At 52.9% G+C, this 21,568-nt stretch carries 18 protein-coding genes and 1 other annotated feature; of the genes, 13 read left to right on the top strand and 5 right to left on the bottom strand.

What is annotated here, in order from left to right; genetic code table 11:
• Positions 1 to 18 precede the first annotated feature (18 nt).
• On the top strand, positions 19 to 1,743 hold the full coding sequence (gene acsA, locus MYS68_RS14275) for an acetate--CoA ligase (protein ID WP_248926486.1): 1,725 nt from the start codon (positions 19 to 21) through the stop codon (positions 1,741 to 1,743).
• Between the two features lie 439 nt (positions 1,744 to 2,182).
• On the opposite strand, the gene MYS68_RS14270 is transcribed toward acsA, so the two are convergent.
• On the bottom strand, positions 2,183 to 5,302 hold the full coding sequence (locus MYS68_RS14270) for a transglycosylase domain-containing protein (protein ID WP_248926485.1): 3,120 nt from the start codon (positions 5,300 to 5,302) through the stop codon (positions 2,183 to 2,185).
• A gap of 138 nt (positions 5,303 to 5,440) precedes the next feature.
• Positions 5,441 to 5,713 (top strand) — a binding site (T-box leader).
• Between the two features lie 46 nt (positions 5,714 to 5,759).
• On the opposite strand from MYS68_RS14270, the gene tyrS reads away from it, so the two are divergent.
• Entirely contained in the window at positions 5,760 to 7,016 is a 1,257-nt protein-coding gene (tyrS, locus tag MYS68_RS14265) for a tyrosine--tRNA ligase (RefSeq protein WP_248926484.1), read from the top strand.
• A 169-nt stretch (positions 7,017 to 7,185) separates the two neighbouring features.
• Here the strand turns inward: tyrS and rpsD are convergent, their stop codons facing one another.
• Positions 7,186 to 7,785, bottom strand: a complete 600-nt coding sequence (rpsD, locus tag MYS68_RS14260; RefSeq protein WP_248926483.1) for a 30S ribosomal protein S4 — start codon at positions 7,783 to 7,785, stop codon at positions 7,186 to 7,188.
• A 359-nt stretch (positions 7,786 to 8,144) separates the two neighbouring features.
• On the opposite strand from rpsD, the gene MYS68_RS14255 reads away from it, so the two are divergent.
• From MYS68_RS14255 to MYS68_RS14225, 7 genes are all read left to right on the top strand, one after another.
• The gene (locus MYS68_RS14255; RefSeq protein WP_248926482.1) at positions 8,145 to 10,130 is read left to right on the top strand and encodes a diguanylate cyclase; all 1,986 of its coding nucleotides are present in this window, start codon (positions 8,145 to 8,147) and stop codon (positions 10,128 to 10,130) included.
• Positions 10,131 to 10,198: 68 nt separating this feature from the next.
• Complete coding sequence (locus tag MYS68_RS14250; protein ID WP_248926481.1) at positions 10,199 to 11,062, top strand: hypothetical protein; 864 nt, start codon at positions 10,199 to 10,201, stop codon at positions 11,060 to 11,062.
• Positions 11,063 to 11,214: 152 nt separating this feature from the next.
• On the top strand, positions 11,215 to 11,904 hold the full coding sequence (locus MYS68_RS14245) for a TVP38/TMEM64 family protein (RefSeq protein WP_248926480.1): 690 nt from the start codon (positions 11,215 to 11,217) through the stop codon (positions 11,902 to 11,904).
• A 21-nt stretch (positions 11,905 to 11,925) separates the two neighbouring features.
• A complete protein-coding gene (locus tag MYS68_RS14240) occupies positions 11,926 to 13,041 on the top strand; it encodes an aminopeptidase (RefSeq protein ID WP_248926479.1) in 1,116 nt (371 codons plus the stop codon).
• Between the two features lie 127 nt (positions 13,042 to 13,168).
• Positions 13,169 to 13,417: an HPr family phosphocarrier protein gene (locus tag MYS68_RS14235; protein WP_248926478.1), complete on the top strand. Its 249-nt coding sequence runs from the start codon at positions 13,169 to 13,171 to the stop codon at positions 13,415 to 13,417.
• Between the two features lie 120 nt (positions 13,418 to 13,537).
• Positions 13,538 to 13,828 carry an Fpa/YlaN family protein gene (locus tag MYS68_RS14230; RefSeq protein ID WP_248926477.1) on the top strand — a complete coding sequence of 97 codons (291 nt, stop codon included), beginning with the start codon at positions 13,538 to 13,540 and terminating at the stop codon, positions 13,826 to 13,828.
• Between the two features lie 126 nt (positions 13,829 to 13,954).
• Positions 13,955 to 15,312, top strand: a protein-coding gene (locus tag MYS68_RS14225) for an IS1182 family transposase (protein WP_248924449.1) whose coding sequence is annotated in 2 segments (ribosomal slippage) — positions 13,955 to 14,519 and positions 14,519 to 15,312 — 1,359 coding nt in all. Because the reading frame shifts where the segments join, the coding sequence is not laid out codon by codon here.
• 146 nt (positions 15,313 to 15,458) lie between these two features.
• On the opposite strand, the gene cax is transcribed toward MYS68_RS14225, so the two are convergent.
• Positions 15,459 to 16,547 carry a calcium/proton exchanger gene (gene cax, locus MYS68_RS14220; RefSeq protein WP_420852222.1) on the bottom strand — a complete coding sequence of 363 codons (1,089 nt, stop codon included), beginning with the start codon at positions 16,545 to 16,547 and terminating at the stop codon, positions 15,459 to 15,461.
• 75 nt (positions 16,548 to 16,622) lie between these two features.
• On the opposite strand from cax, the gene MYS68_RS14215 reads away from it, so the two are divergent.
• Positions 16,623 to 17,408, top strand: coding sequence for an SDR family oxidoreductase (locus MYS68_RS14215; protein ID WP_248926475.1), 786 nt, complete (start codon positions 16,623 to 16,625; stop codon positions 17,406 to 17,408).
• A gap of 79 nt (positions 17,409 to 17,487) precedes the next feature.
• Positions 17,488 to 17,871 carry an Asp23/Gls24 family envelope stress response protein gene (locus MYS68_RS14210; protein WP_248926474.1) on the top strand — a complete coding sequence of 128 codons (384 nt, stop codon included), beginning with the start codon at positions 17,488 to 17,490 and terminating at the stop codon, positions 17,869 to 17,871.
• 37 nt (positions 17,872 to 17,908) lie between these two features.
• Here the strand turns inward: MYS68_RS14210 and ftsW are convergent, their stop codons facing one another.
• Both ftsW and MYS68_RS14200 read right to left on the bottom strand, forming a co-directional pair.
• Positions 17,909 to 19,045 carry a putative lipid II flippase FtsW gene (ftsW, locus tag MYS68_RS14205; protein ID WP_248926473.1) on the bottom strand — a complete coding sequence of 379 codons (1,137 nt, stop codon included), beginning with the start codon at positions 19,043 to 19,045 and terminating at the stop codon, positions 17,909 to 17,911.
• A gap of 13 nt (positions 19,046 to 19,058) precedes the next feature.
• Positions 19,059 to 19,406 (bottom strand): YugN family protein, encoded by a 348-nt coding sequence (locus MYS68_RS14200; RefSeq protein ID WP_248926472.1) that lies wholly within the window; start codon positions 19,404 to 19,406, stop codon positions 19,059 to 19,061.
• Positions 19,407 to 19,618: 212 nt separating this feature from the next.
• Here MYS68_RS14200 and MYS68_RS14195 point away from each other — a divergent pair, with 212 nt between their 5' ends.
• Positions 19,619 to 20,803, top strand: coding sequence for a M20 metallopeptidase family protein (locus MYS68_RS14195; RefSeq protein WP_248926471.1), 1,185 nt, complete (start codon positions 19,619 to 19,621; stop codon positions 20,801 to 20,803).
• 97 nt (positions 20,804 to 20,900) lie between these two features.
• Positions 20,901 to 21,353 (top strand): CBS domain-containing protein, encoded by a 453-nt coding sequence (locus tag MYS68_RS14190; protein ID WP_248926470.1) that lies wholly within the window; start codon positions 20,901 to 20,903, stop codon positions 21,351 to 21,353.
• The last annotated feature ends 215 nt before the right edge of the window (positions 21,354 to 21,568 follow it).

Genomic DNA, 21,568 nt, shown 5'->3' with positions numbered 1-21,568 from the left:
CGATCGGGAGGTAGGAGAATGGATCACAACAATGTGGAAACCATTGCGCCAGTGTCTACGACAGGAAATATGAAAAGCTACGAGGAGGAGCGCGCGAATTTCGACTGGAAGGAAGTCGAGAAGGCGTTCAGCTGGTCATCGACAGGCAAACTCAATATGGCATATGAAGCGATCGACCGCCATGCCGAATCATCGCTTCGCGATAAAGTGGCCCTATATTACAGCGATAACGCACGTGATGAACAATATACGTTTCAGCAGATGAAGCAAGGGTCCAACCGTTTCGGCAACGTCCTGCGCAAGCTCGGTGTGGCGAAAGGCGACCGCGTGTTCATTTTTATGCCGAGAACACCGGAGCTTTATTTTGCGTTGCTCGGCACGATCAAGGTCGGCGCAATTGTCGGGCCTTTATTCGAGGCGTTCATGGAAACGGCGGTGCGCGACAGGCTGGAGGACAGCTCGGCCGTGGCGATCGTCACGACTCCGGCCTTGCTGCCGCGGGTGCCGGTTCAGGAATTGCCGAATTTGAAGCATATTATCATCGTTGGAGAAGATGTTCCGGCGGAAGAAGGGCTTGTTGACTTCCACAAAGAAATGGCTGCCGCTTCGGATGAGCTTGACATCGAGTGGGTAGACCGCGAAGACGGCCTGATTTTGCATTATACGTCGGGTTCTACAGGCAAGCCGAAGGGTGTATTCCACGTCCATAACGCGATGATCCAGCATTATTATACGGGCAAAATCGTGCTCGATTTAAAGGCTGACGATATTTACTGGTGTACCGCCGACCCGGGTTGGGTGACGGGAACGTCTTACGGCATTTTCGCCCCTTGGCTGAACGGAGCGACAAACGTGATTCGCGGCGGAAGATTCAGCCCGCAGGATTGGTACAATACGATTCAAAAGTATAAGGTGACCGTCTGGTACAGCGCGCCGACCGCTTTCCGGATGCTGATGGGCGCCGGCGACGACGTGGTGAAGCAGTTTGACCTGTCCAGCCTGCGTCACGTGCTGAGCGTCGGCGAACCGCTTAACCCGGAGGTTATCCGCTGGGGAATGAAGGTGTACGGACAGCGCATTCACGATACGTGGTGGATGACGGAAACCGGCGGCCACCTGATTTGCAATTATCCTTGCATGACGATTCGTCCCGGCTCGATGGGCAAGCCGATACCCGGCGTTGAAGCCGCTATTATCGACGATGCCGGCAACGTATTGCCGCCTTATCGGATGGGCAACTTGGCGATCAAAACGCCTTGGCCGTCCATGATGCGCAAAATTTGGAACAATCCGGCGAAGTATCAAGAGTATGTGCGTATTCCCGGCTGGTATGTGTCCGGCGACTCGGCTTATATGGACGAAGACGGATACTTCTGGTTCCAGGGCCGTGTGGACGATGTCATCAACACGGCGGGCGAGCGGGTAGGCCCGTTTGAGGTGGAAAGCAAGCTGGTCGAGCATCCGGCGGTAGCCGAGGCGGGCGTCATCGGCAAACCGGACCCGATGCGCGGCGAGATCATCAAGGCATTTATCGCGCTTCGCGAAGGTTATACGCCGTCCGAAGAGCTGAAGGCGGACATCGCCAAGTTCGTCAAAGAAGGATTGTCTGCCCACGCCGCTCCGCGGGAAATCGAATTCAAAGATAAGCTGCCGAAAACGCGCAGCGGCAAAATTATGCGCCGCGTGCTGAAAGCGTGGGAGCTGAACCTGCCGACCGGCGACTTGTCGACCATCGAGGATTGAGAATTTCTGCCCCCTAAGTCCCCCACGGGGACCCCAGGCGCTCGGGCGCCCTGGACCCGCCCGCAGGGAGGGACTGCTCGCTTCTAATTCGCGTTTTGTCCTTCATGGATTTTTTGCTTTCAGGCAAAAAATCCTATTTCGGACACGCTTTACTTTTGGAGCGGTGCCTTGGGAGGAAGCATGTGCCTCTTACCCGCGATTGCCCGGAACGGTTCGCCTGGCGCCGAAATGGTGCCAGGCTCGCTTTACGATTTGGGGCTATGCAGGGAGAGGAGGTACGTGCGTTGCGCTTACGAATTAGGGAAGAAACGAGTACCTCCCGTTAGTCCGGCCTCGCTTTGCTTGTGCAAAGCTTTGTCCAAACAACTGTTGAACCTTCTTTCCATCAAAAAAAGGACGTTCCGAATGGTATCCATTCGAAACGTCCTTTTACTTTTATTTACTTTTTGAACTGCACTGCTGTCGATGGCTTCGATTCGCCGGCGTCGTTGACGGCGGTGATCCGGTAAAAGCCGTCGTAGGAGACCGCATAGTAGTTGAATTCATTTCCGCCGTTCACAGAGCCGAGTTTAGTAAAGGTGCCGTTTTCTTTCTCGCTGAAATAGACGTTGTACGATTTTACTTTCTCCTTGGCGGCATTTTCGGTCCATTTGAACTGCAGACCGGCTCCGCTCGGTTTGACCGTTAACCCGCCGGGGGCGGAAGGAGCCTCCTTGACAGGAGCGCCGTCTTCTTTGGCCGGAGTGCTGCTCCCGCCGGCGGGCGGGCCTACCGAATTCGGTTTGGCGGTTTGGGACTGCGGGTCCCCCGGCGTCAGGAACAGCGGGTCGACCGAGCTGCCATCCGTATATGCCGCCTTGCTGGGGACGGATTCTTTACCCGCCACATCGACGGCGAGCAAATAATAACCGTAGACGCCGCCGCCGGGTTCTTTGTCGGTAAATTTCGTTTCGTGCCCGGCTTTGATGACATGCCCGTCGATACGCTGGAACGGCCCATGATTGACGGAGCGGTAGATGCGGTAACCGACGACGTCGGGACTGGCGCTTGCCTGAAACGTCAGCGTATTCGTATCTTCGCTTCGCGTCACGACGACAGTGGTCGGCGGAGCCGGCGGCTTGCCGTCGTCGGTGCGCGGGTCGGTTTCTGACGGCGCATCGTCGTCCCAATCGCTCGGCCGGTACGCATCCAGGGGCTGCCGACGGTCCGGAGGCACCTTTTGCAAAATCGACCCAATTTCTTTAAGAAGCTCGCTGATCGATTTTTCGCGCCGGATGACGAGTTTGCTTTCCACAAAATCGGCCGGAGTTTCCGGTTGGGCAATATAGTTGGCGCCATCGTATTCGATGATGGATTGCTGAACCATCACATTATCTTCTTCCGTCGGAATATCGTTTTTATTGAAAATGTCCGTCACGATATTGTTGGTTTTTCTCACCAGCTCGCTCGGGAGCTTTCCGGACAAGCTGGAGACGGTCATCTCGACGATGCCGTCGGGTCGCGCGAACGTTTTCGTCGGGAATTTCTCCGGCCGTTTGTCGATGGCCGCGTCCAGGGCGAGCGCAAAGATGTTTTTGGCGCGGCTTGTGCCGCCGGTTGTTTTGCTCAGCTTGTGCACGGGGGAATCGTAGCCGGCCCAGACGCCGAGCGTTATATCGGGAGTGAAGCCCTCGAACCACGCATCCGCGTCGTCCTGGGTCGATCCCGTTTTACCGACAATCGGAACTTTGCCGTAATGCTTGAATTTCGTTTTCAGATCGGTTGCGGTTCCGGCCGTCACGACCGTACGCATCATATCCGTCATGAGGTAGGCCGTTTGCTCCGAGAAGGCGTAGGTCGGATTCGGCGTGTGCTCATAGACGATCTTGCCGTTCGAATCTGTAATTTTGCGGATCAGGAACGGTTCGTTAAACATGCCTTTGTTTCCGATCGCGGCATAGGCTCCCGTAAGCTCTTTAACGGACACGCCGTACTTCAAACCGCCGATAACGCCGGTCTGAGCGACGTAATCATCCTTCGTGATCGAGGTGATCCCGAGTTTTTTGGCAAAATCCCATGCCTCGTTTATGCCGACGACGTTCAAAAACAGCTTGATCGCCGGAATATTGTACGATTGATTCAGCGCCCGCCTTGCCGTGATGAGACCGTGAAAGCCTTCGTCCCAGTTTTGCGGGATATGGTAGCCTTTGGAACCGTCTTTTAAAATGATCGGCACGTCGTCGATGACCGAAGCCGGCTGAATGGCGCCTTTTTCGATGGCCGGCAAATACGCCGCGATCGGCTTCATCGTAGAACCCGGCTGACGGTATGCCTGTGTCGCGTGATTGAGCTGCTGCTTGAAAAAATCTCTTCCTTCGATCATCCCGAGTATAGCGCCCGTGCTGTTTTCCATCATGACGGCGCCGATCTGCTCGACGCCTTTGGTCGGGTCGTCCGGCGAGAAATTGTCCTTGTTGGCGGCAATCTCCCGCATCGAATCGTAAATCGATTTGTCAATGGTGGTATAAACCTGGTAGCCGCCGCGCAATAGCTGGGATTGTATGTTTTTTAACGCTTCGTTGTAGGTTTCCGGACTTGCCTGCGGATTCAGCTTCGGCTGCTGCACTTTGAGCAGAGCTTTGGCCGCTTCTTTTTCCACTTCGATCATCAGATAAGGATATGTAGAATAAGCTTTTTGCTCGCGTTCGGCGAGCGAGCCTTTCAGATCGAAATTAAGCGCCTCCTGGTATTGCTGCTCGTTGATCTTGCCTTCCTCGAGCATACGGCGAAGTACGAGCTGCTGCCTGCCCGCCGCGCGTTTGAATGCGGCTCCGTCGAATTCGCCCTTGCTCGTAAACGCAGAGTAGTTGCTCGGCTGCTGCGGCAAACCGGCCAAATAGGCGGCTTGAGCGACATTCAATTCCTTCAGGTCGTCCATGCCGAAAATTCCTTTGGCGGCCGCCTTAATACCGTATAAATTATAGCCGGATGCCCCGTTGCCATAAGGAATTTTGTTCAAATAGGCGAGCAATATTTCGTCTTTGGACATGAGCCGCTCCATGCGCAGCGCCAAAAACAGCTCCTTCGCTTTGCGGCTGTCTTCCTTGTCGAGCGTTAAAAAGACGCGCCGGGCGAGCTGTTGGGTGATCGTGCTTCCGCCGGTTTGGATCGGTTTATGGGTCAGCTTCTGGTACACCGCGCGCAGCGTTGCCTTGAAGTCGATGCCGTGGTGCGTGTAAAAGTCGTTATCTTCGATCGCGAACACCGCATCCAGCACGACTTGCGGAATATCCTGAAGATCGGCAAGACGCCGGTCTTCTTCGGTGCGAAACTGTCCGATCACGGTATCGTCATTGAAATAAGCAAAGCCGGTAATGGCGTTTTCCTGGATTTTGGCGATCATTTCCTCTTTGGTGCGGACCGGCTCATCCTTGACCATGGAGGCGACGTATCCGACAGCCGCACCGCCGGCTATCACGCCGCAAACGACGAAGACGAGCATCATCCATTTGAGGGTAACCCATGTATACTTTAGTATTTGCCGGGCGATCCGTTTACCCGATTGCGTTTCGTTTTGCATAAAAAAAGGTTCCTCCCATCCGTTACCATTATACCATAAAGGCTAAATGATGGACACATGCGTTCGAATTCGCGGTCCGGGGCCAAGGTTTGACAATGCTGCGGCATTTATGTTATAAACAATTTTAAAATGTATATGACGAATGCGTTGATGGACATCAGTAGCGTAAAAGACGATGGCTCAGAGAGCCGGCGGCAGGTGCGAGCCGGTGCATGCTTTTAGCAGCGAATTACCGTCCGGAGCAGGAAAAGCGAACGGTCGATGCGATTGCGGCGATTCAGTAGCTTTTTGCCGGGAGCATCCCGTTATCCGATCAGAGTGAAAACTTGTCTGCGTGAGTCGGTCCGATTCCGTTACGCAGCGGTTTTAATTAGGGTGGTACCGCGAGCCAGAAGCCTTCTCGTCCCTTAGGATGATAAGGCTTTTTTTATTTTTTACCAGGGAGGAAAATAAAAAGATGGACATTTTAAAGGATTTGGAGTACCGCGGCCTGATCAATCAGGTAACGGATCGCGAAGGACTGACGAAAAAACTGGCGGAAGAGCGCGTAACGCTGTACGTAGGTTTCGATCCGACGGCGGACAGCCTGCATATCGGCAGCCTGCTTCCGATTTTGTGCTTGAAACGGTTTCAGCAGGCCGGCCATATTCCGGTTGCTCTTGTCGGGGGCGGCACCGGACTGATCGGCGATCCGAGCGGCAAAGCGAACGAACGCACGCTCAACTCCAAGGAGATCGTCGATGAGTGGACGGAGAAGCTGAGAAGGCAGCTTTCCCAATTTATCGATTTCGATGCCAAGGATAACCCGGCGAAGACCGTCAACAACTACGACTGGATCGGGCCGTTGAACGTGATCGATTTTCTGCGCGATATCGGGAAAAACTTTTCCGTCAACTACATGCTGGCCAAAGATTCGGTCGATTCCCGGCTGGAGAAAGGCATTTCGTTTACGGAATTCAGCTACATGATTTTGCAGGCGTACGACTTTTACAAGCTGAATCAGGATATCGGCTGCACGCTGCAAATCGGCGGAAGCGATCAATGGGGCAACATCACGGCGGGTCTCGAGCTGATCGGCAAAACGAGCGGCGCCAAAGTATTCGGGTTAACGATACCGCTTGTTACGAAAAGCGACGGCACAAAGTTCGGCAAAACCGAGTCGGGAACAATCTGGCTTGATGCGGGCAAAACGTCGCCTTACCAGTTTTACCAGTTTTGGATTAATACCGACGACAACGATGTTGTGAAATTTTTGAAATACTTTACTTTCCTGAACGCCGAGGAGATCGCGGAGCTGGAAGAGCTGCTCAAGACGCAGCCGGAAAAACGCGACGCGCAGCGCAGGCTCGCGAAGGAAGTGACCGAGCTCGTCCACGGCACGGAGGCCAGAATCAGTGCGGAGAAAATTACTGCGGCGCTGTTCAGCGGTGATGTGAGCGGGTTATCGCAGCAGGAGATCGAAGAAGCGTTCCAGGATGTGCCGTCCACGGAAATTCAAGGGGCAGAAATTGCACTGATCGATCTGCTGATCGAAGTGAAGGCGGCGCCATCCAAACGCCAGGCCCGTCAGGATATCGAAAGCGGAGCCGTGTATATTAACGGAGTCCGTACGACGGAGCTCGATAAAACGTTAACGGCAGCCGACAGGATGCACGGCAAATATATCATCGTGCGCCGCGGCAAGAAAAACTACTATCTCGCCAAATTTCAATAAGGCAGGCTCACCCCCAAAAGTGAAATCAGGATCGAAGTCTGCTCCGGTACTTTTGGGGAGGCCCTCCGGCTATCTACAAAAATTAGCTGCGGAAAATTTTCCTAAACGACAAAAAAGCCTTGGCCGACGTATTCGTCGGGCCAAGGCTTTTGCATTGCAATGCCAAGGATTAACGGCTGTAAAACTCGACGATTTGCTTCTCGTCGATTTCTTGAGGAAGCTCGGAACGTTCCGGCAAACGAACGAATCTGCCTTCCATTGCGCCGTCATTGAACTCCAGGTATGCCGGCAAGTAGTTGCGGTTAGCCAAAGCTTCTTTGACGGATGCCTGGTTGCGGCTTCTTTCGCGCAAGCCGATAACATCGCCGGTGCTGACGAGGTAGGAAGGGATGTCCACTTTTTTGCCGTTAACCGTAACGTGCCCGTGAGCTACGAGCTGGCGTGCGCCTGCGCGGGAGTTCGCAAGACCGAGACGGTAAACGAGATTGTCCAGGCGGCTTTCCAGCAAAATCATGAAGTTTTCACCGGAAATACCTTGCATTTTGGAAGCTTTATCAAACAGGTTGCGGAATTGCTTTTCGTTCAAGCCGTACATATGACGCAGCTTTTGCTTCTCTTGAAGCTGTACGCCGTAGCCGCTGAGCTTCTTGCGTTGACCCGGGCCGTGTTGTCCCGGAGGGAAAGGGCGCTTCAATTCTTTGCCGGTACCGCTCAGGGAAATGCCGAGGCGGCGGCTTAATTTAAACTTGGGACCTGTATAGCGTGCCATGTAAAAGATTGCTCCTTTGTGAAATGAAATTTGAAGTTGAAAATATTCGGGTGAAGCATGTGCCAGGTTCGATCGATTCGTTTGTTGCGAATGCGCCGGAGAAGTTCAGCCGCAGCCCCGCCGCTGATCGAAACTGTGAGGGTAACACCTGCTTTCCACCAAAAAACGCACCGCTGCTCTATGGAACAGGGACGTTTATTCTCGACTACTAATTTTATAAGATTGCTAAGCCGGTTGTCAAGCAAAAACAAATCGAATGAAATAAACTATGAAAATGAAAGCAAATTTCTGGTGCAACTTTTCTGGAATCATAGTATCATTATTAGCAAATAAATGAAAGTTTCGGAGAGGGGCGCCGTATGAGCGAACTTGATCATGATGATTTCGGGCCGCGTATGAATCGGGCAGCCGGTTTTCATGCTGCGGCGCCCATGGATATGCGGGAAGACGAGGCGGAAACGGATGCGGTGGTAGAAGCTTTCCGGCTGTGTGTGAGCCGGCTTGCGGGCCCGCTGGTGGCCCGTTACGATGTCCTTGCGCTTTGCGATGCGTCCGGCAGACAGCTTGCTTCGCATGGAAATGCGGGCTCGTTTCGGATGCCGGACCATTGGGCTGCCGCGGAGATCGGGAGAAATGCGGCGGCGGTTTGCCTTGCGACGCGCAGCGAGGCGACCGTTTCTTTTCGGGAGCACGATTCGGCATGGCTGCAGGAAGTGCAAACGGCGGCAGCTCCGCTGATCACGGAGGAAGGACTGCTATACGGCGCCCTGCTGCTCGCGGCTCATGAAGATAATGATGGCGGGAACGGCCTGGCTATAGAATTGCAGCATATTAAAACGGTATACGAGTGCTGCCGGCAAATAGCCGCGGAACGAAGCCGCAGCAGGGAGCTTGCCGTTTTGCAGGACATGAGCAGCAATATGGCGCATAAGCGGGAGCTGCTGTTTCAAGCGGCAAAAAAGCTGAATGCGCTCATTGACGTCGATCGGGTGCTGGCGGAGATGATCGATTATGTGAAAAAATTGTACCCCGCCGTGGAAGCCGACTTGTTATTGACGCAGGATTACGACAGCTCCAGCCTCCCGGTAAAGCCGCTTGTTTTTGCAGGCGGCAGGGATGATATTTGCGTGCGGGCTTTTATGGAAGGGCAGCCTGTCTACGAAATTTCCGAACCGGGTACGGCCAAGGAAAACCCGCCGGGCAGCGCGTCTGACTGTGCGACGATCGCAGTTCCGCTTTCCGGAAAGCAGGGGGTGTACGGCGTGCTGAGGCTGCGGCTAATTAACGGCTTGTTCGATTCGGCGGACGTTCAGTTTATCTCGATGCTGGCCGACTGCGCGGGAATTGCTTTCGAAAATGCGATTTTGTACAGGCAGTCCAATCTGCTGATCGGCGAGCTCCGCCTCATCAACGAATTGACGAAACGGCTCAGCCAAAGCTTGCGGCTAAGCGATATTTTTACGTTTACGATGACCGAGATGCTGCATATTTTCGGAGCGGACTTCTGTTGTATATTGCAGTTGGACAAGGAAAAAGACAAGCTCGTTGTCCGGGCAAGCAATTTGCCCGTGCTGTCCAACGAGAACTTCGAGATGGATTACGGATTTTCCGGCATCGTCTCGACCTCCAAGGAACCGGTCATCATTTCCGACTATTGGAGCAGCCCGCAGGTCAAGTCGAAGCTGATGGAAATAACGAATTCCCGTTCCTTGATCGCATCGCCGATTTTGGCGAACGGGGAGGTAATCGGCGTTATTTTGCTTGCGGGCCGGAAACCGCATTATTTCACTTACGACAACTACAAGCTGCTCCAGGCGCTGTCCGGACATGTCGGGGTAGCCATGACGAACGCCGCTCTTCATGCCGAAGTGCGTCGTATGGTGAATACAGACCGCTTAACCGGCATGTATGTCCGGCATTACTTGGACGAGCAGGTGCATTTGTTTCAAAAAAAGGACTTTTGCGGCTCGCTGATCCTCGTCGATATAGATCATTTCAAAAAAGTGAACGATACGTTCGGCCACCAGATCGGCGATGCGATTTTGATCCAGGTCAGTCATATTATGAGAACATGTATTCGTGAAAGCGATATCGCTGCCAGATGGGGCGGAGAGGAGCTGGCCGTCTATTTGCCGCAAGTGACGATCGAGCAAACCGTGCGGGTGGCCGAACGGATCCGCACCCGCGTCCATTCCGAAACGAACCCTCAGGTCACCGTTTCCTGCGGGGTGTCCGATTGGAGCTGGCAGGACGATAAAATCAGCGTCGAATCGTTGTTTTACAAAGCCGATATGGCGCTTTACGAAGCGAAAAACAACGGCCGCAACCAGGTCCGCATGGGGTGAAGGACGCTATTTTGCATAACATCCGCCTCCCGGGAAACGCTATGGAAGGGAAAGGCAGGGGACGATGCATGGATTTGCTGCGTTATGCAAAAATGTGGCCTGTTTTGCTGGCAGCTTGGCTATGTGCAGCTTGCGCTTCGCCGGGCGGCGGACAAAACGCCGGCGAGCTGCTTCAATCGTCGATAGCGGCCTTATCCGGCAAGGAAAACTTCGCGTTCGACGGAGTTGCGGAAGTCAGCTCGCAAGGGGTCCCGCTGCGCATGCCGACAGCCTTCGAAGGACTGCTGGCCGGCCGCAATCAGCTGTACATCCGGCAGCTGGCCGCGGGCAAAGCGGAGGGCAGCACGGCGGCCGCCGCCGAAAGCGATACGAAGGGCGTGCTGTACAGCCGCACGAACGACCGCTGGATCGAGGCCCAAAGCGGCGCCGGCCTGGAATCGGCCCTGCTTAAGGCGTGGAATCCCGTTAGCAAGCTGGAGCAGCTCGCCGATATGAAAAAGACGGTGAGCAAAGATACGTCGGAGCAAGCTCCAGCCGGCGAAACGGTGCTCCGCATCGAGGTGGATCCGGCGGATATGCAAAAGGCCGTGATCGCCGATTTGCGCGCGCAGCAGAGCAAAGTCAGCGAGGACGCGCAGGCGAAGGCGGCTGCGCTGCAGAAGCGGCTGAACGAAGCCGACCAGGCCCGGCTGAAGCAGGAGCTGCAGCAGGCGGAGGGCGAATCGCTCACCCGGTTCGAGCAGATGGCCGGTACTCTCCGCGCAACCGGCACCTATATGCTGTGGGTGAGCCGCAGCACGAAGCTGCCCAGCAAGCTCACGATCGAAACCGGGCTGAATTACGAGCTGGAGGGGGCCGGCAAAGCGGAAACCGTCCGGGCGACGTATCAGTTTAAAGATTACGATAAGCCTCTCGCCATCCCTCAGCAATGAGGGATGTTTGCTTGCAAAGCGATCCATGCGAAGCCATTTTTGCGGATCATCGGGAGAACTGCGAGAGCAACAGAAATAAGCTTCGGGGGATCGCTTCCCTTTTCGGGGACTTTTGTTCTACAATAAGGGGGTGCAGGCAGGGAGGGGAGTCATTGATTTCTTTTTTCAAACATAAATCTGTAAAAGCGGGTTTGTACATATTGGCGGCTCTGCTCATCGGGTTTGCGGTGTACGAGCTGTTTTACACGCGCCACGGCGTCAGGCTGACCCACATGAACATTCAGCATCTGAGCGATGTTCTGAAGGACATGGGCACGGTCGGCAAGGCGCTTGGAATCGCACTTGTCTATGTGCAGACCGTCGTTCCGTTTGTGCCGTTTGTCGTCGTAGCCGGCGCCAACGTCATCCTGTTCGGCTTGTGGGAAGGTTTTCTCATCAACTGGGTAATGTCTTGTCTTGGAGCGATCACCGCCTTCTTCATCGCACGGTATTTTGCGTCCGATTGGGTGGAACGAAAGCTGGAAAAGTACAGTTTTATATCGGAATTCAACAAAAAGCTGGAGCGGAGCGGGTTTGTTTACATCGCGATCAGCCGAATCATTCCGGTGCTGCCTTCATTCGCGATCAATTTGGGCGCGGGAGTCATGAAGGTGTCGGCAAGAAACTTCATTTTGGGTACGATTGTCGGCAAGTTTCCGATGATTTTGCTGGAGTCTTACATCGGCCACGACCTGCTTCATTTTCGGCAAAACAAAGACCGTCTGCTCATTTTGCTTGCAGTTCTTATCGCGCTTGTCTACATCGGCAGCTTTTTCAAGAAAAAGTTATTCGGGAAAAAATAACCGCAGAAGGAGGCGGAAAATTTGAGGGATCCGCGATTGCAGCAGCTGGCCCGGGGGATCGTCGGCTACTCGCTCGACGTGCAGCCGGGGGAAAACGTGCTGATCGAAATGATCGGCTCGGAACGGGAGATCGTCCGTTGTTTGGTGGAGGAGGTTTACGCCCGCGGAGGACGTCCGTATGTGGAACTGGTCGACCGCACCGTGCTCGGCAGCATTTTGACATCCGCGACCGCCGAGCATATTCAGGAGTGGGCCGAGACGGATATGCAGCGGATGAAAAAGATGCACTGTTACGTCGCTATCCGTGCCGGCGAAAACGCCAGCGACATGTCCGACGTGCCGGAAGCCCAGATGAAGCTGTACAATAAATATTACCGCCAGCCGGTTCATTTGGAGCAAAGGGTGAAACATACGCGCTGGGTCGTTCTGCGTTATCCGAACGCTTCGATGGCGCAGCTGGCGAACATGAGCACGGACAAGTTCGAAAACTTTTACTTTGACGTATGCAATCTCGATTATGCGAAAATGTCCCGGGCGATGGACCCGCTGCAGCAGTTGATGAATCGGACGGACAAGGTGCGCATCGTCTCTCCCGGCACGGACCTTACGTTTTCGATCAAAGGGATCGGATCGGTCAAATGCTGCGGCCGCCGCAACATTCCGGACGGAGAGGTGTACTCGGCGCCGGTCCGCGACTCCGTGAACGGCACGATCACGTACAATACGCCTTCGATGCAGTCCGGGTTTACGTTCGAGAATATCAAGTTCCGCTTCGAGAACGGCAAAATCGTCGAGGCGACGAGCAACGATACGGCGCGACTCAACGAGGTGCTGGATGCCGACGAAGGGGCCCGTTATATCGGAGAATTCAGCATCGGGTTCAACCCGTATATTTTATACCCGATGAAGGACACGCTGTTCGACGAAAAAATCGACGGCAGCCTGCATTTTACGCCGGGGCAAGCTTATGAAGCGGCGGATAACGGCAACCGTTCGTCCGTGCATTGGGACCTTGTGCTCATCCAACGCCCGGAGTTCGGGGGCGGGGAAATTTACTTCGACGACGTGCTGATCCGTAAAGACGGCCGTTTCGTCATTCCGGAGCTGCTTGGGCTGAACCCGGAAAATTTAAAATAACCGCTCATTTTGCAAGAATCGGGGAAGTGGATCATTTTCTAAAATGTTATTGCATGTTAACGCTTTCCAAGGTATCATATTACCAAAAGGCATTTTTGCCTGATTGGAAAATGTTGGAGGGACGTATATGGCTAATGCTAATAATGCCGCAATCGTAGAGATTTCCCAAACCGCGAATAAGTTCAGATCTTCCATCGTACTTCAATACGATAACAAGTATATCGACGTGAAAAGCATCTTGGGCTTGTTCACGACGCTGCTGACGACAGGCCAATACGATCTGCATGTGCACGGTCCTGATGCCGAAGAGGCGAAGAAAGCGATGGCTGAAGTATTCGCCAAGCATAACCTGAAAATCAACAGCATTCAAGATTAATCGCGATTTGGCAAGCATCCTCGGATAATGGGGATGCTTTTCTCTTGTGAATTGAATGAATTTCGTCTAATATAGTGGGTAGAAGATAGACGATTCTTTTTTACATAGGGGGGAAGTTTGATGTCGTCATCCGATCTGATGCTCACGTTATCTCAAAAAGCGTTAAATCTTCTCCAGGAAGATGCCAATAAAATAGAAAAGCTGATCGAAGTGCAAATGGAAAACTTGACGACCCGCAAATGTCCTCTTTATGAGGAAGTGCTCGATACACAAATGTACGGATTGTCCAGGGAAATTGATTTTGCGATTCGGGCGGAGCTGATATCGGAACCGGCCGGCAAGCAAATATTGATGAAGCTGGAGCGTAATTTGGCCCAGCTGTATGAAGCTATGAATACAAAAAAAGAGTAACCTTTCTTCGCGAAGGTTACTCAGCCTGTTGAAAAACCCAACAGGCTACTTTTTCGTTCAATATCTTTAACAAATTACCGCGTTAATATGTTATAATGTAAATATACTCTTAAGGCGGTGGATCCTATGCTTCGCTCTAATCCGAATGTCCAAAATGAATATGAATTGGTGTGTATCGAGGAACTGGTTCATCCAGATCATCCTCTTCGTAAAGTACATAAGCATATCGACTTTTCCTTTATTCTCGACTTAGTCCGTCCTTATTACTGCGAGGATAATGGACGTCCCTCGGCAGATCCCATCATGCTTTTCAAGATGCTATTGATCGGGTATCTTGACGGCATTCGCTCCGAACGACGGTTGGAAAGAGAGGTTTTCTCTAATAATGCTTATCGATGGTTTCTGGGGCTTGGGCTCAAGGATCGCGTGCCGGATCATAGCACCCTTAGCTACTTTCGTGAACGTCTTCAAGAAGGCGATGTACTTCAACAAATCTTCGACCGGGTCGTTCTGCTTGCTATTCAACATCGTCTCGTTGCCGGTCGGGTACTTATCACCGACTCAACTCATCTTAAGGCCAATGCGAATAAACGAAAGTTTGTTCAAGAGGAAGTAACCAAGAGTACGAAGGCCTACATGGAAGAACTGGACGAAGCAATTCGTGCCGATCGCGAGGCTCATGGAAAAAAGCTTTAAAGCCACGAGAGGAGGTGGAAGAAACCAAACTAACGAAGGTAAGCACAACCGATCCGGAGAGCGGTTATATGGTGCGGGACGGTAAGCCGGAAGGCTTTTTCTATCTCGATCATCGGACCGTCGACCACAAATACAACATCATCATGGATGTCCACGTCACTGCCGGCAATGTTCACGATTCTGTCCCTTACATAGAGCGTTTGGAACATATCATCAAGAAGTTTAAATTCGAAAAAACACTGGAAGCCGTCGCACTGGATGCAGGTTACTTCACGTCGCACATTTGCAAAAAGCTTCAAGACAAGAAAATATACGCGGTCATCGGAGGTAGAGCCTTTACCCCAGTTAAAGGATTAATGGCTAAGTGGCGATTTAAGTATGATGCGGAGAACAATGTGTATATATGTCCACAAAAACACGAATTGAAATATACGACAACGGATCGCGAAGGCTACAGACAGTATAAGTCGGATCCGAATCATTGTGCGAACTGCCCCATGCTCAAAGAATGTACCCGGTCCCGGAATCACCAAAAAGTCATCACCAGGCATGTATGGCAGGATAGTAAAGAGTGGGTAAAACAAAACGGTAGAAGCAAGTCCGGCAAATATCTCTACCGCTTACGATACCAGACGATTGAGCGAAGCTTCGCGGATGCCAAAGAGCTCCATGGGCTTCGCTACTGCCGGTTCCGCGGCCGAAACAAAGTGCAGCAGCAAGCATTACTGACTGCACTATGTCAAAACATTAAAAAGATCGCCAATATCCTGGCTAAAAGGGCCGGATAAGAGGCGATCTTCTATTTTTAGGGCTAAATTCAAAAAATGATCCTACAAAAGCCCCGAAAAACCGGGGCTTTGTCAACAATCTGAGTAACCTTTCTTCGCGAAGGTTACTCTTTTTTTCCGATTCGGATGCGAGGTCAATTACACGACTACACCAAATAAAAAGCGACGCCTAAAATGACGTAGACCACAAGCAGCAAAAGACCTTCGTACCAGTTGGTCCGACCGTCCTGCGAGATCGATTTCGCGATCACGACCGCGACACCGATCGCCGCGACTTCGAAGGTCGAGAAGACGAGATTCATCGGGTTGCCGAACAGGAAGCTGACGAGGACGAGCACGGGTGCGACGAACAGCGAGATTTGCAGGCTGCTGCCGACCGCGATTTCGACGGCGGCACCGATACGGTTTTTCCGCGCCATCAGGATCGCGGCGCTGTGCTCGGCGGCGTTGCCGATGATCGCGATCAGGAAGGCGCCCATGAACAGCTCCGACAGCCCGAACTGATGGCTGAACGATTCCACGGTGCTGACGAGCCATTCGCTTTCGAAGGCGACCATCGCCGTAGCGAGCACCAGAAACAGCACGGATGTGCTTTTGGACCAGGCGGCTTCGCCATGCTCGATCACTTCGTCCGCCAGTTCGTTTTTGTGCGTGACCATGGAGAAATACAGCCACAGCAAATAAGCGGCGATCAGCAGGATGGAAACGACCATGCTGAAGTTGCCTTTTTCGCCTGTGGTCAGGCTGCCTGCGAAGATGGCGGGGACGAACAGGGCGATGCAGCCGAGCAGCATGAGCGACGCGTTGTAGCTGGCCAAGTTTTGATTAAACTTCTGTTCCTTGTATTTCAAGCCGCCAAGAAACAAGCTGAGTCCGAGCACAAGCAGCAGGTTGCCGATGATTGCGCCGGTCAAGCTGGCTTTGACGATCGTAAACAGCCCGTCCTTGACGAGAAATATCGCGATAATCAGCTCGGCGGCGTTGCCGAAGGTGGCGTTGAGAAATCCGCCCAAGCGTTCCCCTGCATAGTGGGCCACGCTTTCGGTCGCTTTGCCGAGGAAACCGGCAACGAAAACGATAGCTACGCAGGAAATGACGAATTGCAAAGTAGTCGAAAATACGGGACTCCCCACATAATGGGCAACCGCGCTCAAAATAAAGCTGGCGGCAAGTCCGATGGTAAAGCCGTTCAGTTTCAATGCAAACACCTCTTGTGATATAGTATATCTTACCATTTCCATTTGGCATGATAATAAACCCTTTTTAATATACAGGGAAATGCTGGCAAAGTAAACGAAAGGATGACGAGTATGGATTTAAAGCTGAAAGGAAAACATGCGGTCGTTACCGCATCAAGCAAAGGACTGGGCCGGGCTGTCGCCGAGCAGCTTGCGGAGGAGGGGGCAAACCTGCTCCTGTGCAGCAGAGAGCTGAGCCGCATCGAAGAAGTGGCCGAGCTCATCCGCAGCAAGCACCGCGTCGAAGTGATCGCCGTCGCCGCCGATGTGAGCGACAAAGATCATATTTCGCGTCTTGTGGATACGGCCTCCGAAGCTTTCGGCCGCGTAGATGCGCTCGTTTGCAACGCAGGGGGACCTCCGGCCGGCAGCTTCCTGTCGTTCGATGACGAGGCGTGGGAAAAGGCGTTCCAAACGACGCTGATGAGCGTCGTAAGGCTTGTGAGAGGGTTTTATCCGCTGATGAAGGAAAACGGAGGCAATGTCGTGACAATCGCCTCGACTTCGGTAAAAACGCCTCTTCCCGGGCTCGTCTTGTCCAACGTATTTCGAACCGGCGTTTTGGGTCTCATGAAGACGCTGGCCGGTGAACTTGCGGAAGACCGCATACTGCTGAACACGGTATGTCCGGGGCGAATCATGACGGATCGGCTGGACGAGCTCGATTCCGCACGCGCGGCCAGGGAAGGCATATCGGTCGAGCAGCTTCGCGAACATCTGCGCAAGGATATCCCGCTCGGCCGGTATGGAGAACCTGCGGAGCTTGCCGCAATATCGGCTTTTCTGCTTTCTCCGCTGAACAGCTATATGACCGGTTCCGTATTTTATGTCGACGGCGGCGCGGTGAAAGCTTTATAAGGAAGTAATCATGAGCGTCCTTGCGTTCCGTTTGCCAACACATTACAATAGGGGTATAACCCATGAAGGAGTTGATCCCATGTCCGAACAATTAGAACCAGGACTTATCCGCATTTCCGATGATGTCGTATCTACAATCGCTGGTCTGGCAGCGCTGGAGACTCCCGGGGTGGCTGCAATGTCGGGCGGTATTTCGGAAGGTCTTGCCAAACGACTGAGCGGCAAAAACGTGCAAAAAGGTGTTTCTGTCGAAGTGGGACAGGTGGAAGCGGCTATTGACCTGAGGGTCATTGTCAATTACGGAAGCAAGATACAGGAAGTTTGCCGTCATTTGCAGGAAAACGTCCGTGAAGCGGTGGAGAATATGACCGGATTGACGGTGGTGGAAGTAAACGTGAAGGTGGAAGGCGTGGCCTTTAAAGAAGAGGAGCTTGCACTGGAAGACCCGCAGCGCGTTAAATAATAGCTTCAATGAAAATGAAAGAGAGCCTTGATCGAAATCAGGCTCTTTTTGTTGTTTCTTTTTCAGGTTTGTTATGATCCCGTGAAATGCTCAGCAGGACGCCGAGGCTGACGAGCGTGATGATCATCGACGAGCCGCCATAGCTGATGAGCGGAAGTGTGACGCCTGTCAGCGGAATGCTGCCGGTAACCCCGCCGATATTGATGATCGCCTGGATGCCGATCATCCCTACGATACCTACGCCGGTCAGCGTGCCGAACGTTTCTTTGCAGCGCAGTGCAATGAGAAGCCCTCTCCACAGAAAAAGCAGGTAGACGAGGAGAAACAGGGAGCTTCCGATAAAGCCAAGCTCTTCCCCTATAATGGAAAAAATAAAATCGTTGTGCGCCGCGGGCAAGTAGTGCAGCTTTTGGATGCTTTGTCCGAACCCTGCTCCGGTAATGCCGCCGTGGCCGAAGGCATATAGAGATTGTATCAGATGATAACCTTTATCAAGCGGATCGGCCCACGGATCCAGAAACGACGTAAACCGGTCGACCCGGTAGCTGTGTTCTTTGGAAGTAAGCAGGTAAATGGTTACGAATAAGCTGAGAAAAGCGCCGCCGGCGGCGCTGAGCATGAAAATATGTTTCAAATTCGCTCCGCCGACGATAATAACGATTCCCGCCCCCATCAGCAAAATCATCGTCGATCCGAGGTCCGGCTGCATCATAATCAGCCCGGCGACAAATGCCAAAATTATCAGGGCCGGCATAAGGCCCTTTTGAAAGTCGCGGATTTTCTCTTCTTTTTTGCTGATGAGCGATGCGAGATAAACGATCACCGCCAGCTTGGCGAATTCGGACGGCTGGATGCCGAAGGAGCCAATGTAAAACCAGCTCTTCGCGCCGTTGACTTCCTTTCCGACGACCGGAACCGCCAGCAGCATGATGACGACGGCGACAAAAAAAGGGACAACCCATTTTTTAAACTTGGTATAATGGACATTCATGCAAAAAAACATGCCGACCGTGCCGATCGCGATGAACATGGCTTGTCTGACCGTAAGGTACCATGGATCGTTTTTTTCGTATGCCATGCTGGCGCTGAACACCATCGCGAGACCGAAACAAACCAACGTAAAGGCTAAAAACAACAGCAGGAAATCGGGTGTTCCTCTGCGCGGAGGGCTCATGCGAAATCCCCGTTTATTCGGTTAACGCTTTTTTCAGTTCAGCCAGCTTGTGCTGCGCCGTTTTCATGACTTGATCCGGAATAGGAGATGCGTAATCGAGTCCGTGCGGGAACGTAGCGCGTCCGATGTATACGTCTTCGACATAGAGAATGGCGTACGGCGACTCCAGTTTTCCCGATTCGACACGAACGTTTACTCTTAAAAAATAATCGTTGGAAGTCGTTTTATCTTCAATTTTCAAGTCGTAAGTAGCGCGGTAATATTCCCACTGCCAACGGACGAAGCCGAGTTTTTCGGTCGCTTTGTCCAGATGGGCCAGGTCGCTTTTGATTCCTTTTAAACCGCTATTTTCAATAATCACGGAAAGACCTCCTAATGTTTTCAGTCGTTATGTACCCCATATCTTTATTCATGATAGTATGTTTCCCTAACTTGTGCAACCCTCATGCAAAGCTTTGCGCCGCACGAAAATATGAAATATATGTGACACCGGGATGAAACGGTCAGCCCATTTTGCTAAAATAAGAGAAATTAGCATTCTTGATGTCAGGAAGGCTCCGGAGGTTGAAAGCGATGGACGAACTCGTTCAAGCGATACAAAAAAATTTTCCGCAAATGGTGGAATGGCGCCGGTATTTGCACGAGCATCCCGAGCTTTCGTTTCAGGAAGCGGAGACGGCCGGGTTTATCGCAGCCAGGCTTGGGCAATGGGGAATCGATGTGAAAACAGGGATAGGCGGCCACGGCGTCGTCGGCTTCCTTCAGGGGGGCAGGCCCGGTCCGACCGTAGCTTTGCGAGCCGACATTGACGCGCTGCCGATTCAGGATGAAAAGTCGTGCGAATACGCCTCGAAAAATCCGGGGGTTATGCATGCCTGCGGTCATGACGCGCATACGTCAACACTGCTCGGAGTAGCCCGGACATTGTCGCAGATCAGGGAGCAAATCCCGGGCAACGTGGTGTTTTTGTTCCAACCTGCCGAAGAGGTCAGTCCCGGAGGTGCGCTTCCGATGATTCGCGACGGGGCGCTGGACGGTGTCGACGCCGTTTACGGCGTTCATCTGTGGACCCCGTTTCCCGTCGGAACCGCAGCGACGAGGCCGGGACCGTTTATGGCCGCGGCGGATGAGTTCGTGATCGATATTAAAGGAAAGGGAGGCCACGGCGGTTTGCCGCATCAAACGATCGACAGCATCGTCATCGCCTCCCATCTTGTCGTAAACCTGCAGACGATCGTCAGCCGTACGGCAGATCCTACCGAGGCTTGCGTTGTATCGGTCGGATCGTTTCACGGGGGGACCAGCTTTAACGTCATCGCCGAAACGACAAGGCTGATCGGCACGGTCAGGACGTTTAACCCCGATCTTAGAGAAGCTGTCAAGGAACGGATGGAGCGGATCGTAGCGTCAACATGTTCGATGTTCGGCGCCTCTTATGAGCTCGACTATAAGTACGGGTATCCGCCGCTCATCAACCACGACGCGGAGGCGCGCCGCTTTTTCAAGGTCGGAACGCAGCTGCTCGGCAAGGACGCCATCTCGGAAAGCCCGCTGATTATGGCCGGAGAAGATTTTTCTTATTATTTGCAGCATAAACCCGGGTGCTTTATGTTCGTAGGTGCGGGGAACGCCGGCAAGCAAGCGGAATACCCGCATCACCATCCGCGCTTCGATATCGATGAGGAAGCGATGAGCCATGCGGCCAAGCTGCTGATCGGCATGGCGCTTGATTATATGAACGAATCCGATATGTGCTAAACGTATGTCCGCATGCGGCCGTCCTTCTCGGGGAAATCTAGAAGAAGCGCGGGGATAGCCTCTGCCGCTTTTTAAAACTCGAGAAGGAGGATTTCCAATGTCCAAAATGTTAAAGGAAATCATGACGACGGACTGCGCCACAGTAACGCTCAAGGATAACGTATACGAAATTGCCGTAAAGATGAAGCAGGAAGACACCGGCTTTATACCTGTCGTCGACGACAACAACAAATTGATCGGCTGTGTCACGGACCGTGACCTTGTACTGCGCGGTTACGCCGAGAAAAGGGAAGGTTCCGCTTCGGTAGAGCAGGTGATGAGCCACGAAACGGTTTGCGCCTCTCCGGAAACGACGGTGGACGAAGCCGCTAAAATGATGGCCCAGCACCAAATCCGTCGTCTGCCGGTTTGCGAAAACGGAAAACTCGTCGGCGTCGTGTCGATCGGCGATTTGGCCGTTCGCAACATTTTCGAAGACGAAGCCGGTGAAGCGCTCAGCAAAATTTCCGAGCAGGACAAAAGCGACAAGCAAGCCGTTACCATGAAATAATCCGGTTTCATCCAGTCAAGCCGTTCTCCACCTAGGGGGGCGGTTTTTTTGATGTGCTATGTTGCTTTCCGCTGGTAGCGAAGCGTATCCGGTACAATTTTGGCGACAGCCGAATACGTACCGGACAAACGCGGGCCTAAGGCACGTATGAACTTCCAACGTCTGCACTCCGAAAGATATGCGTGTCGGGGAGTAGGCGTTTTACCCGAAGGTAA

The organism is Paenibacillus hamazuiensis, from assembly GCF_023276405.1.
Taxonomy (GTDB): Bacteria; Bacillota; Bacilli; order Paenibacillales; family NBRC-103111; genus Paenibacillus_AF; species Paenibacillus_AF hamazuiensis.
This window is presented reverse-complemented; position numbering and strand designations above follow the sequence as displayed.

What these genes read in the sequence shown, in the direction of transcription:
- MYS68_RS14270 (WP_248926485.1), bottom strand. Translation starts at nt 5,302, where the DNA reads ATGCAAAACGAAACGCAATCGGGTAAACGGATCGCCCGGCAAATACTA.
- MYS68_RS14195 (WP_248926471.1), top strand. Translation starts at nt 19,619, where the DNA reads ATGGACGAACTCGTTCAAGCGATACAAAAAAATTTTCCGCAAATGGTG.
- MYS68_RS14210 (WP_248926474.1), top strand. Translation starts at nt 17,488, where the DNA reads ATGTCCGAACAATTAGAACCAGGACTTATCCGCATTTCCGATGATGTC.
- rpsD (WP_248926483.1), bottom strand. Translation starts at nt 7,785, where the DNA reads ATGGCACGCTATACAGGTCCCAAGTTTAAATTAAGCCGCCGCCTCGGC.
- ftsW (WP_248926473.1), bottom strand. Translation starts at nt 19,045, where the DNA reads ATGAGCCCTCCGCGCAGAGGAACACCCGATTTCCTGCTGTTGTTTTTA.
- MYS68_RS14190 (WP_248926470.1), top strand. Translation starts at nt 20,901, where the DNA reads ATGTCCAAAATGTTAAAGGAAATCATGACGACGGACTGCGCCACAGTA.
- MYS68_RS14250 (WP_248926481.1), top strand. Translation starts at nt 10,199, where the DNA reads ATGGATTTGCTGCGTTATGCAAAAATGTGGCCTGTTTTGCTGGCAGCT.
- tyrS (WP_248926484.1), top strand. Translation starts at nt 5,760, where the DNA reads ATGGACATTTTAAAGGATTTGGAGTACCGCGGCCTGATCAATCAGGTA.
- MYS68_RS14230 (WP_248926477.1), top strand. Translation starts at nt 13,538, where the DNA reads ATGTCGTCATCCGATCTGATGCTCACGTTATCTCAAAAAGCGTTAAAT.
- cax (WP_420852222.1), bottom strand. Translation starts at nt 16,547, where the DNA reads ATGGTAAGATATACTATATCACAAGAGGTGTTTGCATTGAAACTGAAC.
- MYS68_RS14235 (WP_248926478.1), top strand. Translation starts at nt 13,169, where the DNA reads ATGGCTAATGCTAATAATGCCGCAATCGTAGAGATTTCCCAAACCGCG.
- acsA (WP_248926486.1), top strand. Translation starts at nt 19, where the DNA reads ATGGATCACAACAATGTGGAAACCATTGCGCCAGTGTCTACGACAGGA.
- MYS68_RS14215 (WP_248926475.1), top strand. Translation starts at nt 16,623, where the DNA reads ATGGATTTAAAGCTGAAAGGAAAACATGCGGTCGTTACCGCATCAAGC.
- MYS68_RS14255 (WP_248926482.1), top strand. Translation starts at nt 8,145, where the DNA reads ATGAGCGAACTTGATCATGATGATTTCGGGCCGCGTATGAATCGGGCA.